Source organism: Pseudomonas sp. SJZ103, assembly GCF_007828335.1.
Classification (GTDB): Bacteria; Pseudomonadota; Gammaproteobacteria; order Pseudomonadales; family Pseudomonadaceae; genus Aquipseudomonas.
In genome coordinates, this window is the sequence record NZ_VIUN01000009.1 from 206,081 (window position 1) to 219,401 (window position 13,321).

8 protein-coding genes are annotated in these 13,321 nt (G+C 63.7%); 1 reads left to right on the top strand and 7 read right to left on the bottom strand.

Translation table 11 applies throughout. The features are described 5' to 3' along the window. Window positions 1-148: 148 nt before the first annotated feature. The 7 genes from FBY10_RS20005 to FBY10_RS20035 all read right to left on the bottom strand — a co-directional run bounded on the left by FBY10_RS20005 (window position 149) and on the right by FBY10_RS20035 (window position 7,946). Complete coding sequence (locus FBY10_RS20005; protein WP_145337553.1) at window positions 149-1,789, bottom strand: BatD family protein; 1,641 nt, start codon at window positions 1,787-1,789, stop codon at window positions 149-151. Beyond that, window positions 1,786-3,531: a tetratricopeptide repeat protein gene (locus FBY10_RS20010; RefSeq protein ID WP_145337554.1), complete on the bottom strand. Its 1,746-nt coding sequence runs from the start codon at window positions 3,529-3,531 to the stop codon at window positions 1,786-1,788. The genes FBY10_RS20005 and FBY10_RS20010 overlap by 4 nt, the downstream gene beginning before the upstream one ends. Further along, on the bottom strand, window positions 3,528-4,616 hold the full coding sequence (locus FBY10_RS20015) for a VWA domain-containing protein (RefSeq protein WP_145337555.1): 1,089 nt from the start codon (window positions 4,614-4,616) through the stop codon (window positions 3,528-3,530). Before FBY10_RS20015 ends, FBY10_RS20010 begins: the two co-directional genes overlap by 4 nt. After that, window positions 4,609-5,103, bottom strand: coding sequence for a DUF4381 domain-containing protein (locus tag FBY10_RS20020; protein WP_131700582.1), 495 nt, complete (start codon window positions 5,101-5,103; stop codon window positions 4,609-4,611). The genes FBY10_RS20015 and FBY10_RS20020 overlap by 8 nt, the downstream gene beginning before the upstream one ends. Further along, the gene (locus FBY10_RS20025; protein WP_145337556.1) at window positions 5,100-6,032 is read right to left on the bottom strand and encodes a DUF58 domain-containing protein; all 933 of its coding nucleotides are present in this window, start codon (window positions 6,030-6,032) and stop codon (window positions 5,100-5,102) included. The genes FBY10_RS20020 and FBY10_RS20025 overlap by 4 nt, the downstream gene beginning before the upstream one ends. A gap of 5 nt (window positions 6,033-6,037) precedes the next feature. Then, on the bottom strand, window positions 6,038-6,997 hold the full coding sequence (locus FBY10_RS20030) for a MoxR family ATPase (protein ID WP_003174327.1): 960 nt from the start codon (window positions 6,995-6,997) through the stop codon (window positions 6,038-6,040). A gap of 595 nt (window positions 6,998-7,592) precedes the next feature. After that, window positions 7,593-7,946 carry a hypothetical protein gene (locus FBY10_RS20035; protein WP_131700584.1) on the bottom strand — a complete coding sequence of 118 codons (354 nt, stop codon included), beginning with the start codon at window positions 7,944-7,946 and terminating at the stop codon, window positions 7,593-7,595. A 491-nt stretch (window positions 7,947-8,437) separates the two neighbouring features. Between FBY10_RS20035 and FBY10_RS20040 the strand changes: the two genes are divergently transcribed. Next, window positions 8,438-13,306, top strand: a complete 4,869-nt coding sequence (locus FBY10_RS20040; RefSeq protein ID WP_131700585.1) for an NAD-glutamate dehydrogenase — start codon at window positions 8,438-8,440, stop codon at window positions 13,304-13,306. Window positions 13,307-13,321: the final 15 nt, after the last annotated feature.

The window sequence follows — 13,321 nt, forward strand, 5'->3', positions numbered from 1 at the left end:
TGGGCAGTCATTAATGGAAGACGTCTGTCGATGCCCACACGCAGGCACGGGGCGACGCACATCAACATGCAGCAGATTTTTTACTGACAGACCGCCTTCGTGGGCAAGCTCGCTCCCACGGGGTTGCGTGGCGTGGGCTGAATCCAGCTTATTTGGGGTACAGCGGCGGCAGGCTGGTGGTATCGGTTGCCGGGTCCAGCTCACGCTCGGTCATCGGGATGGTCTTGATCGCGCGCCACAGGTCTTCGCCCAGCCAGTACTGGCCACTCTCGCTGTACAGCGCGCCATTGAGCCCATCCAACGCATCCGACAACGGCACAAACCGCGCTGCCATATCCGCCAGGGTTTCCGGCTGTTGCCGCGCCCAGGCATCCAGCGCCTGGCGCGTGGCCTGGGGGTCGTTGGCCTGGGTGGCGCGCTTGAGGTCGTCGAGCAAGGTGCGTGGGCTCGGGCCGGTTTGCGCAGCGCGCAGTACCGCCGGTTGCCAACGGGCACGCCACCACAGGCCGAAGCCCAGCAGGGTGGTGCAGGCCAGGATCAGTGTGCTGAGTTGCCACAACCACAGGCGGCTGTCGTCCGGCGCGGTGATGATGGTCGGGGTGGCCGGCGTGTCCACCGCCAGGCTGGGGTTGTTGGCCACTTGCAGGGTGCGGGCCGGTAGGCTGGTGCGCTCCAGGTGGTCTTCGTGGGTGTTCCACCACACCACCTCGACGGCGGGCAGTTCCAGGGCGCCGACACGGTTGGGCACCAGGGCCTCGCGGTCTTCGCGACTGCCGATCAGGCCACGGTCACTGGTCTGGTTGCCGAGCACCGGCTGGTCCGGGTAGCGGCGCAGGCCGTTGATGTCGGTGCTGGGCAAGGCCGGCAGTTGGGCGCTGGACAGGCCCTCGGCCTTGACGGTCAGGCTGCGGGTCAGGGAGTCGCCGACTTGTACATGCTCAGGCTCCGGGTTCCAGCTCTCGTTCAAGGTGAGGCTACGGGCCGGCAACCATGGGGCATCGACGGGGTACAGCGCCGGCTTGGGCTTGACCACCAGTGGCAGCGCCGCCGAACTCACGTGGATCAGTTTGCCGGGCTTGGTGCCTTGCAGCGTATTTTCCTGGGGCGGACGCGACTCCACCAGGGTGGCGCTGAAGGTCTGCGAGGGAATCTCCAGGGTGCCGCTGTGTTGCGGGTAGATCGCGTAGCGGGTTTCGATCACGCCATGGCGGATGCTGTTGATGACCTTTTCATAGGTGCGCGACTCGCCCAACTGCTCCACGCGCGCATCGGGAATCTGTAGCGGCGTGAGGCTGCTGTCATCGTACAGCGACACCGAGTGGTACACGCGCACGGTCAACAGCGCCTGGGCCTGCACGTACACGCTGGTCTGGTCGAGGTTGGCTTCGACAAACACCGGGGCCAGCTCGGCGTTGGTGTCCTGGCTGGTGGTTTCCAGCACTTGCAGGCTGATCGGCTGGGTCGTGTATTCGCCCACTTGCAACGGCGGAATCACCACCGTGCCGTTTTCCTTGGGCAGCAGGGTAATGATCCAGCGTGTGGTCGCATGGTTATCGCCACCCAGCGTCGTAAGTTGGTTGAGCTGGCGTGTGCCGCTGACTTCGAACTGCGCATCCAGGGGCGACAGGTCGGGCTTGCCGAACTGGGTGACATCGGTGGATTCCACCGTCAGTTCCACCGTTTCCCCGGAATTGAGGCGGTTGCGGTCGACGCTGGCGACCAGGCTGGCCGCCTGGGCGTGGCCTGCCGACAACGCGAGCAGAAGCAGAAGGGTGGTGCGGCGGCTCATCGAGTCTTGTCCTGATGCTGTTGCTGTTCGTACCAGAATTTGCGTCGCAGCAGTTCGCCGGGGTTGTCCGGGATCTCCTGCAGCCATTGCTCCAGGGCCTGGCGGTGTTCACCGTCGAGGTTGGCGTCGGTGGGACGCAGCGGCGGGGTGGTGGTTTGTTCATCGCCCAACTCGCTGCCCGGCACGTCGTTGCCGCCGGCGTGCGGCGGGGTGCCGGCCTGGGTATCGCCGCTGCCGGCTTCGCCCTGGCCCTGGCCCTGGGACGACTGCTCGCCACCTGTGGCATTTTGCCCAGTGGCGCCCGGTTGCGCAGTTTGGCCGGGTTGGGTGGTTTCGTCATCCTCGTTTTTTGCAGGCTTCTCAGGCTCGGGTTCTGCCTGTTCCTGGATCAGCGCTTCTACCAGGGCCTTGTTTTTCAGCGCCGGTTGCAGGTCGGGCTGGGCTTCCAGGGCTTGTTCGTAGGCGTCGATGGCTGCTTCGAGTTCACCTGACCTGGCCAGGGCGTTGCCGCGATTGTAGTGGGAGTAGGCGTCATTACCCTCGGCGAACCGCTTGATGGCCTCGGCATAGTTGCCGGCCTCATACAGGGCGACGCCTTGCCACTGCGGGTCCTGGAAGTGCTCTGCGGCCTCGGCGGGGCGTTTCTTCTTGAGCAGGTATTGGCCCTGCTGGTCCGCACGCAGCCACAAATCCTGGAATTCAAAGGCATAGCTGGGTTGCGGCGCGCCCAGGAGCAGCAGTGGTAAAAAGAACAACCAGCCGCGCCGCCCGGCGCAGGCGGCCAGCAGCAACAGCGGCAGCAGCAGCCAGTAACCCTGGTCGGCCCAGGTGTCGAGGTGCTGCAACTGGCCATCGTTGCGCAGGGCTTGGGGCGGGTCCAGCACGCCGAGCTGGCGCAGGTCTTTATCGTCCAGGCGCGCGGCGCGGTAACGGCCGCCCATTTCGCTGGCGAAGGCCTTGAGTGTCGGGCTGTCGAGGCGGGGTACCAGGATCGCGCCTTGCTCGTCCTTGAGGAATTCACCGCTTTCCTGGGTCACCGGTGTGCCTTCACGGCTGCCGACGCCCAGGATCGACAGGCTCGGCGCCTGGTTGCCTTGCAGCAGCAGGCGAATGCCCTGGCGTTCCTGTTTTGACAACGAGGAGCCGACCAGCAGCATGCGACCCTGACCCAGACCGCCGTGCTTGAGCAGCTCCAGGGCTTTCTCCACGGCGAGGTCGGCGCGGTGGCCGGACTCCGGCATGATCGAGGGGCGCAGGGCGTCGAGCAGGTTGCGGCTGGTGGCCAGGTCGTCCGACAGCGGCACGAGGGTGTGGGCGCTACCGGCATACACGACGATGGCGGTTTGCGCGTCGCTGCGCGCCTGCAACAAGTCGAAGAGCTTGCGCCGTGCCTGTTCGAGGCGGTTGGGCGGGCTGTCGGTGGCGAGCATTTCCGGGGTCAGCTCGAGCAGCACCACCAATGGGTCGGAGGGCTTCTGGCTGGTTTGTTCAACCCGTTGCCAACTGGGACCCAGCAACGCCAGCACGGCCAGCAGCCAAGCGAGGCCCAGCAACACCCACGGCGACTTGCTTTCGCGCCCGTTGCCGCCGCTGAGCAGCACGGCGTGAAAGGCCGGCGGCAGGATCATCTGCCAGCGTCCGGCGCGCTTCTGCCGGTGCCACAGTTGCCACAGCAACCAGCCGAGCAGCGGCAGCAGCAACAGCCACCAGGGGCGGAACCAGTGCGGCCACAGGGCGATCATCGACGCCTCCGCAAACGCAGGCGTTTAAGACGCTGGCGCCATTCCGGATGCTGTTGCAGGAAGATCCCCTTGCTCGACAGTTTGTTGTACGCGCGTTGCAGTGCGTTGTTCGGCCAGCGTTCCTGGATCACCAGCAACATGCTCAGGATCAGCGCCAGGGCCAACGGTCCGCTGTACAGCGCCTGCGCCGGGCGTGCCTGGGTGGGTTGCTGTTCGACGGGCTCAAGCTTGTCCAATGTTTGCTTGATCGCTTCCAGCTCTTGGCCATCGCGGGCACGGAAGTATTGGCCTGCGGTGGCTTCAGCGATGGCCTTGAGTGCCGGCTCGTCGAGATCCAGGCTCGGGTTGACGCCCAGGATACCCAGGGAACCGGTTTGTTCAGGGTCGGCGCCGATGCCGATGGGGTAGATCTTCACCCCTTCTTCGGCCGCCAGGCGCGCGGCGGTCAGCGGGTCGATCTGCCCGGCGTTGTTGGCGCCATCGGTGACCAGCACCAGTACACGGCTTTGCGCAGGCCGCTGGCGCAGGCGTTTCAGCGCCAGGCCTATGGCATCGCCAATGGCGGTGTTCTTGCCGGCGATGCCGATGCGCGCTTCATCCAGCCAAGTGCGCACGGTGCGCCGGTCGAAGGTCAGTGGCGCTTGCAGGTAGGCCTGGCTGCCGAACAGGATCAGGCCCACGCGGTCGCCTTCGCGGCCTTCAAGGAAGTCGCCGAGCAGATGCTTGACCAGGTTCAGGCGGCTCACGTCTTCGCCCTGCCAGTGCATATCGGGAAAGTCCATGGAGCCGGACACGTCCACCGCCACCAGCAAGTCGCGGCCGCTGGCGGCAATCGGCAGCGGTTCGCCGAGCCATTCCGGGCGCGCAGCGGCGGTCAGCAGCAGCAGCCACAGCACCACGAAGGGCGCCTGTTGGCGCCAGCCCGGCAGGTTGACCCGTGCACGGCGGCCCGCAAGGTTTTCGAGGTCGCCGAGGTAGCTGACTTTCAGCGCCGGCTCGCCGCTGTCGGCCGCCGGGAGGATAAAACGCATCAACCAGGGGAGCGGCAACAGGGCGAAGATCCACGGCCAGGCGAACTCAAACATGTTTGCGAATCCAGGTATCGACGGCTTGGGTCAGGCCGGCGATAGCTTTGTCGTCGAGCTTGCATTCGGGTTTATAGGCGCCTTCGACCAATACCATCCAGCGCGTGAGGCCGGCGGCCGGGCAGCGGTTGTCGAGGAATGCCAGCCATTTGCGGCCGTTGAGGGTGTGGCTTTGGCTATAGGGGTAGTCGTTGCGGCACAGGCGCTTGAGCAAGCCGTTGAGCTGTTGCAGCCAGGCCCCGGCGGGGGCGCCGTCGTAGGGCTTGGGCATCAATGCCAGCTCGGCCAGCGCGGCGATGCGCAAAGGGTCCAGCGGTTGTTCGGCGCGGGTCATGGGGCGTCGAGTCGGCAGCAAACGGCGCAGCGACCATAGGCCCCAGCCCAGCAGCGGGATCATCAGCAACAGCAACCACCAGCCCGGCGCAGGGGGCCAGAAGCCAATGGGCGGCGGGGCGATCAGCGGTTGCAGTTGGTCGAGGCTGCTCATTGCTTTTTAACCGGGCGTTGCGGGTTGAGGTATTCGCGCAGTTGTTCGACCATTTCGCTCTGGGTGCTCAGGGGCATCAGCAGGATTCGCAGTTTCTGCGCGAGCAGTTCCCAGCGGGCGATGCGCGCTTCGGCCTGGGCCTTGTAGGCCTGGCGCAAGTCGAAGTTCAGGGTGTCCAGTTCCAGCTGCGCGCCCCGTTCGGCAAAGCGCAGCAGCCCGGCGGCGGGCAGGGCGTGGTCCAGTGGGTCGGAGATCGGCAACAGCAGCAAGTCGCAATGGCGTGACAGCAGGCTCAATTGTTGCTCGGCACCTTCGGTGATGGCGCGCTCGTCGCAGATCACAATCACCAGGCTGCCGGGACGCAGCACTTCGCGGCCACGGCGCAGGGCCATGCCCAGGGCGTCGGCCTCCGGGCGGCTTTCGGTGTCCAGGCTCTGGTTGACGCGCACCAAGCGGTTGAGCAATTGCAGCAGGCTCTGCTTGCTGCGTCGCGGCTTGATTTCGTAGTGCTCGTTGTCGCCGAACACCAGCCCGCCGACGCGGTCGTTGTGGCCCAGGGCCGCCCAGCCGATCAGGCTGGCGGCTTGAGCGGCGAGTACTGACTTGAACATCTGCCCCGAGCCGAAAAACAGCCGGCAGCTTTGCTCCACCATGATGAAGATCGGCCGTTCGCGCTCTTCGTGGAACAGCTTGGTGTGCGGCTCCTGGGTGCGCGCCGTCACGCGCCAGTCGATGGTGCGCACATCGTCGCCGGCCTGGTACACGCGCACCTGGTCGAAGTCGACACCGCGCCCGCGCAGCTTGGAGTGGTGCAGGCCGATCAGCGGGCTGCGCTGGCTTGGCGTGGAAAACAGCTGCACTTCGCGCACGCGGTGGCGCATCTCGATCAGTTCGCTGAGCGTGACGCGCACCCCATCGCTGGCGTTCATCGACTTCAAGCGACGGCAACGACGTCGAGAATGCGTTGCACCACACGGTCCTGGTCAATCCCGGCCGCTTCGGCTTCGAACGACAGGATGATGCGATGGCGCAGCACGTCGAACAGCACCGCCTGGATATCCTCCGGGCTGACAAAGTCGCGGCCGGCCAGCCAGGCATGGGCGCGTGCGCAGCGGTCCAGGGCGATGGAGCCACGCGGGCTGGCACCGTAGGCGATCCACTCGGCCATTTCCGGGTCGAACTTGGCCGGGGTGCGCGTGGCCATGACCAGTTGCACCAGGTATTCCTCCACCGCATCGGCCATGTACAGGCCGAGGATTTCCTTGCGCGCGGCAAAGATCGCCTGCTGGCTGACCCGGCGCTCGGGCTTGGTTTCACCGTTGAGGGCTTCGCCACGCGCCTGTTGCAGGATGCGCCGTTCGACGGCGGCGTCGGGGAAGCCGATCTTGACGTGCATCAGGAAACGGTCGAGCTGGGCTTCGGGCAGCGGGTAGGTGCCTTCCTGCTCGATGGGGTTTTGCGTGGCCATCACCAGAAACAGCGGAGACAGGTCGTAGGTACTGCGCCCGACGCTGACCTGGCGTTCGGCCATGGCCTCCAGCAGGGCTGATTGCACCTTGGCCGGGGCGCGGTTGATTTCGTCCGCCAGCACCAGGTTGTGGAAGATCGGCCCTTGCTGGAATACGAAACTGCCGGTTTCCGGGCGATAGATCTCGGTGCCGGTGATGTCCGCGGGCAACAGGTCGGGGGTGAACTGGATACGATGGAACTGCGCTTCGATGCCTTCGGCCAGCTCTTTGATCGCCTTGGTCTTGGCCAGGCCCGGCGCGCCTTCCACCAGCATATGGCCGTCGGCAAGCAGGGCGATCAGCAGGCGATCGATGAGTTTTTCCTGGCCGAGAATCTGCGTAGAAAGAAAGGTTCGCAGCGCGAGCAGCGCTTCACGATGTTCCATCGATGACGGTTCCTGGAGAGATGAGCCTGTGCGTCATGTAACAAACGACAGCCTGGGGCGCCTACTTTAATGCATGGCAGGGGGTGGCGACTAACGGCGCGCGGGGTATTTTTAGCAAAACTTGTAGGAAAATTGTGTGAGAGGCACAAATGGCGGTGAGCAGGCATGCCCGCTCACCGCCTTTGCTTCAAGGGCAGGGCACCCCGCCGCGTCCGTCACTCACGGCGACGCCGACTGTGGCGCGGGTATCGCCGACCACGGCATACACCTTGCTCGCAATCCACGGGGCGGTGCAGTCGCCGACCGGAGGCGCGTCAGGGGCTTTGATGATCATGTGTAGTAGCGGTCCTGTCGATGCCGGCGCAGGGCTTCTACATCCCCCTGCGTGCGGGTCTTGGTCGGCGTTATCAGCGGCTTGATGTTGGGCACGTGGTGCTGGAAGGTGCTGGAGGGATCGACACGGTCCTGAAGATTTCGCGACCTGGATCCGTCGTCTTTGATCAGCTAAGGCTTAAAACACGGGGCCGGGTATTGTTAGAAATAACAGTGGCGACCAACGGTCAAGCACCGTCGTTGCTGGCTGCGCAACTGCGATTCAGGTGCGGATGTAGGTGCCGGTGCCCTTGAGAATGTTCTGCAGGGTTTGTTCCACTTCTGCCATATCCGCCGTGGCGGTGGCGTGGGTTATCTCCAGTTGGTCCTTGCCACCCAGGGCATCGGCATCGCCTGCGGCCAGTTCGACCCGCAGGGTTGTGTCCCCCAGGGTGACTTTCAAGCCGTCCAGGGTCGAAGGCTCGTAGTCCCAGGTCAGTTCCACTTCGTCTTCGTCGGGGTAGCGGGTCAGCATGAACATCTCGCCGTTCTTGCCGTGGCAGCAGAGCATGGCCATGTTGTCTTCTTCGTCGTCGCACGGGGTGGCCATCAGGGCGTCGGTTTTCAGTTGCAGCATGGGGAATCCTGTCTGGGGTAGGGCGTTGCGTAGGCAATTGTGCCATTGCGGCGAATTTTGTGCTGCTTCCTGTGTCAGACCCAACGCATGACCTGACGGGCAATACCAGTCATTTTCGGTACTCGTGGCGGGGGAAATAGCCGGTTTTTCTACCGGGAATTCCGGGTTGCCCAAGACGCAACCCCAACCCTGCGTACCGATGACCGAATATGTCGCAGCATCGCAAGCAGCTGGCTTCCCACACTCGTTAAGCTGCGCAACGGATGTGCATGTGCCAGGCGCCTGACCTGCCCGTCGTACCGTCACCCGGCAAGGTGCGCATCTTATGGACGTTGTATGTGACCTGACTGTCTTGTCCAGCTTCACCCACCTGTCACCCTGATTCGTTTATGGTGCTTAACTCGTTACCTGCGAACAGAGCTGACGGTCTCCCCACCAGGGGATAACACGCGACGCTTCCATCAATAACAAGCCCAAGCGGAGTACCACAGATGGCGTTCTTCACCGCAGCCAGCAAGGCCGACTTCCAGCATCAACTGCAAGCGGCACTGGCGCAGCACATCAGTGAACAGGCACTGCCACAAGTGGCGCTGTTCGCTGAACAATTCTTCGGCATCATTTCCCTGGATGAACTGACCCAGCGTCGCCTTTCCGACCTGGCCGGTTGCACCCTGTCTGCCTGGCGCCTGCTTGAGCGCTTTGATCACACCCAACCGCAAGTGCGGGTCTACAACCCCGATTACGAACGTCATGGCTGGCAATCGACCCACACCGCGGTCGAAGTGCTGCACCATGACCTGCCATTCCTGGTGGACTCGGTACGCACCGAGCTGAACCGCCGTGGCTACAGCATCCACACCCTGCAGACCACCGTGCTCAGCGCGCGCCGTGGCAGCAAGGGCGAGTTGCTGGAAATCCTGCCCAAGGGCACCCAGGGCGAAGGCATCCAGCAAGAATCGCTGATGTACCTGGAAATCGACCGCTGTGCCAACGCTGCCGAACTCAACGTGCTGAGCAAAGAGCTTGAGCAGGTACTGGGCGAAGTGCGCGTGGCCGTGGCCGATTTCGAACCGATGAAGGCCAAGGTCCAGGAGCTGCTCGACGGTATCGACGCCAGCCCGTTCGGCATCGACGGCGAAGAGAAAGCCGAGATCAAGAACTTCCTGGAATGGCTGGTGGGCAACCACTTCACCTTCCTCGGCTATGAAGAGTTTGTGGTACGTGACGAGGCGGAAGGCGGTCATATCGAATATGACGCCAGCTCGTTCCTCGGTCTGACCAAACTGCTGCGCGCCGGCCTGACCGCCGACGACCTGCGCATCGAAGACTACGCCGTGTCGTACCTGCGCGAGCCGACCGTGCTGTCGTTCGCCAAGGCCGCGCACCCAAGCCGCGTCCACCGCCCGGCTTACCCGGACTATGTGTCGATCCGCCAGATCGATGCCGACGGCAAGGTGATCAAGGAATGCCGCTTCATGGGCCTCTACACCTCTTCGGTGTATGGCGAAAGCGTGCGCGTCATCCCTTATATCCGCCGCAAGGTCGCGGAGATCGAACGCCGTTCGGGCTTCCAGGCCAAGGCGCACCTGGGCAAGGAGCTTGCCCAGGTCGTTGAAGTGCTGCCCCGTGACGACCTGTTCCAGACCCCGGTCGACGAGCTGTTCAGCACCGTGATGTCGATCGTGCAGATCCAGGAACGCAACAAGATCCGCGTGTTCCTGCGCAAAGACCCGTACGGTCGTTTCTGCTACTGTCTGGCCTACGTGCCGCGCGACATCTATTCCACCGAAGTGCGCCAGAAGATCCAGCAAGTGCTGATGGATCGCCTGAAAGCCTCGGACTGCGAATTCTGGACCTTCTTCTCCGAATCCGTGCTGGCGCGCGTGCAGCTGATTCTGCGGGTCGACCCGAAGAACCGCCTGGACATCGACACGCTGCAACTGGAAAAAGAAGTGGTGCAGGCCTGCCGCAGTTGGCAGGACGACTACTCCAGCCTGGTAGTGGAAAGCTTCGGCGAAGCCCACGGCACCAACGTGCTGGCGGATTTCCCGAAAGGCTTCCCGGCCGGTTACCGCGAGCGCTTCGCTGCGCATTCGGCTGTGGTCGACATGCAGCACTTGCTCAGCCTCACCGAAGCCAACCCGCTGGTGATGAGCTTCTATCAGCCGCTGGGCCAGGTGTCCGGCCAGCGTGAGCTGCATTGCAAGCTTTACCACGCGGATACCCCGCTGGCGCTGTCCGATGTGTTGCCGATCCTGGAAAACCTTGGCCTGCGCGTGCTGGGTGAATTCCCGTACCGCCTGCGCCATGCCAACGGCCGCGAGTTCTGGATCCATGATTTCGCGTTCATCGCCGCCGAAGGCGTGAACCTGGATATCCAGCAGCTCAACGACACCCTGCAGGACGCGTTCGTGCACATCGTGCATGGCGACGCCGAAAACGATGCGTTCAACCGCCTGGTGCTCACCGCCGGCCTGCCATGGCGCGACGTCGCGCTGCTGCGTGCCTACGCCCGTTACCTGAAGCAGATCCGCCTGGGCTTCGACCTCGGCTACATCGCCAGCACCCTGAACAACCACACCGACATCGCCCGCGAGTTGACCCGGTTGTTCAAGACCCGCTTCTACCTGGCGCGCAAGCTCACCGCCGATGACCTGGAAGACAAGCAGCAACGCCTGGAACAAGCGATTCTCACGGCCCTGGACGACGTCCAGGTGCTCAACGAAGACCGCATCCTGCGTCGCTACCTGGACCTGATCAAGGCCACCCTGCGCACCAACTTCTACCAGACCGACGCCAACGGCCAGAACAAGTCGTACTTCAGCTTCAAGTTCGACCCGCGCGCCATCCCCGAGCTACCCAAGCCGGTGCCGAAGTTTGAAATCTTCGTCTACTCGCCGCGTGTCGAAGGCGTGCACCTGCGCTTTGGCAACGTTGCCCGTGGCGGCCTGCGCTGGTCCGACCGTGAAGAAGACTTCCGTACCGAAGTGCTCGGCCTGGTAAAAGCCCAGCAAGTGAAGAACTCGGTGATCGTACCGGTGGGCGCCAAGGGCGGCTTCCTGCCGCGTCGCCTGCCATTGGGCGGCAGCCGTGACGAGATCGCGGCCGAGGGCATCGCCTGCTACCGCATCTTCATTTCCGGCCTGTTGGACATCACCGACAACCTCAAGGACGGCGCTCTGGTGCCGCCGGCCAACGTCGTGCGCCATGACGACGATGACCCGTACCTGGTGGTGGCAGCGGACAAGGGCACGGCGACCTTCTCCGACATCGCCAACGGCATCGCCATCGACTACGGCTTCTGGCTGGGCGATGCGTTCGCCTCCGGTGGTTCCGCCGGTTACGACCACAAGAAAATGGGCATCACCGCCAAGGGCGCGTGGGTCGGTGTGCAGCGTCACTTCCGTGAGCGCGGCATCAACGTGCAGGAAGACAGCATCACCGTGGTGGGCGTCGGCGATATGGCCGGTGACGTGTTCGGTAACGGCTTGTTGATGTCCGACAAGCTGCAACTGGTCGCGGCCTTCAACCACCTGCATATCTTCATCGACCCGAACCCGAACCCGGCCACCAGCTTCGTCGAGCGCCAGCGCATGTTCGAGCTGCCGCGTTCGGCCTGGACCGACTACGACACCAGCATCATGTCCGAAGGCGGCGGTATCTTCTCGCGCAGCGCGAAGAGCATTGCCATCTCGCCACAGATGAAGGAACGCTTCGACATTTCGGCCGACAAGCTGACCCCGACCGAACTGCTGAACGCCTTGCTCAAGGCGCCGGTGGACCTGTTGTGGAACGGCGGTATCGGTACCTACGTCAAGGCCAGCACCGAAAGCCATGCCGATGTAGGCGACAAGGCCAACGACGCGCTGCGCGTCAACGGCAACGAGTTGCGCTGCAAGGTAGTGGGCGAGGGCGGTAACCTCGGCATGACCCAGCTGGGTCGTGTGGAGTTCGGCCTCAATGGCGGCGGCTCCAACACCGACTTCATCGACAACGCCGGTGGTGTGGACTGCTCCGACCACGAAGTGAACATCAAGATCCTGCTCAACGAAGTGGTGCAGGCCGGTGACATGACCGACAAGCAACGCAACCAGTTGCTGGCGAGCATGACCGACGAAGTCGGCAGCCTGGTGTTGGGCAACAACTACAAACAGACCCAGGCCCTGTCCCTGGCTGCACGACGTGCCTACGAGCGTGCTGCCGAGTACAAGCGCCTGATGAGCGACCTGGAAGGCCGTGGCAAGCTGGACCGCGCCATCGAGTACCTGCCGACCGAGGAGCAGCTCACCGAGCGCGCCGCGACCGGCAAGGGCCTGACCCGTCCGGAGCTGTCGGTGCTGATTTCCTACAGCAAGATCGACCTCAAGGAAGCGCTGCTCAAGTCGCTGGTACCGGATGACGAATACCTCACCCGTGACATGGAGACTGCGTTCCCACCGAGCCTGGTGGCCAAGTTCGGCGAGGCCATGCGCCGCCATCGCCTGAAGCGCGAGATCGTCAGCACCCAGATCGCCAACGACCTGGTCAACCACATGGGCATCACCTTCGTTCAGCGACTCAAGGAGTCGACCGGCATGAGCCCGGCGAACGTGGCCGGTGCTTATGTGATCGTGCGCGACATCTTCCACCTCCCGCACTGGTTCCGTCAGATCGAAGCCCTGGACCACCAGGTCTCCGCTGACGTGCAATTGCAGTTGATGGATGAGCTGATGCGCCTGGGCCGTCGCGCCACGCGCTGGTTCCTGCGCAGCCGTCGCAACGAGCAGGACGCCGGCCGTGACACCGCGCACTTCGGTCCGCACCTGGCTGCGTTGGGCCTCAAGCTCGACGAACTGCTGGAAGGTCCGACCCGCGAAGGCTGGCAGACCCGCTACCAGGCCTACACCGAAGCCGGTGTACCGGAGTTGTTGGCGCGCATGGTTGCAGGCACTACTCACCTGTACACTTTGCTGCCGATCATCGAAGCCGCCGACGTCACCGGGCACGACGCCGCCGAAGTGGCCAGGGCCTACTTCGCCGTCGGCAGCGCCCTGGACCTGCCGTGGTACCTGCAGCAGATCAGCGATCTGCCCGTGGCCAACAACTGGCAGGCCCAGGCTCGTGAAGCGTTCCGCGACGATGTGGACTGGCAGCAACGGGCGATCACCATTTCCGTCCTGCAAATGGCCGACGCGCCACAAGACATGGAAGCCCGCGTGGCCCTGTGGCTTGAGCAGCACAAGGACATGGCTGATCGTTGGGTCGCAATGATGGTGGAAATTCGTGCTGCGGTCGGCACGGACTACGCCATGTACGCGGTGGCCAACCGTGAGTTGCTGGACCTGGCGTTGAGTGGTCAGTCGGTGCTGCAACCGGCTTGATGCCTGGGTGAAACC

What these genes read in the sequence shown, in the direction of transcription:
- FBY10_RS20030 (WP_003174327.1), bottom strand. Translation starts at nt 6,997, where the DNA reads ATGGAACATCGTGAAGCGCTGCTCGCGCTGCGAACCTTTCTTTCTACG.
- FBY10_RS20025 (WP_145337556.1), bottom strand. Translation starts at nt 6,032, where the DNA reads ATGAACGCCAGCGATGGGGTGCGCGTCACGCTCAGCGAACTGATCGAG.
- FBY10_RS20005 (WP_145337553.1), bottom strand. Translation starts at nt 1,789, where the DNA reads ATGAGCCGCCGCACCACCCTTCTGCTTCTGCTCGCGTTGTCGGCAGGC.
- FBY10_RS20020 (WP_131700582.1), bottom strand. Translation starts at nt 5,103, where the DNA reads ATGAGCAGCCTCGACCAACTGCAACCGCTGATCGCCCCGCCGCCCATT.
- FBY10_RS20040 (WP_131700585.1), top strand. Translation starts at nt 8,438, where the DNA reads ATGGCGTTCTTCACCGCAGCCAGCAAGGCCGACTTCCAGCATCAACTG.
- FBY10_RS20035 (WP_131700584.1), bottom strand. Translation starts at nt 7,946, where the DNA reads ATGCTGCAACTGAAAACCGACGCCCTGATGGCCACCCCGTGCGACGAC.
- FBY10_RS20015 (WP_145337555.1), bottom strand. Translation starts at nt 4,616, where the DNA reads ATGTTTGAGTTCGCCTGGCCGTGGATCTTCGCCCTGTTGCCGCTCCCC.
- FBY10_RS20010 (WP_145337554.1), bottom strand. Translation starts at nt 3,531, where the DNA reads ATGATCGCCCTGTGGCCGCACTGGTTCCGCCCCTGGTGGCTGTTGCTG.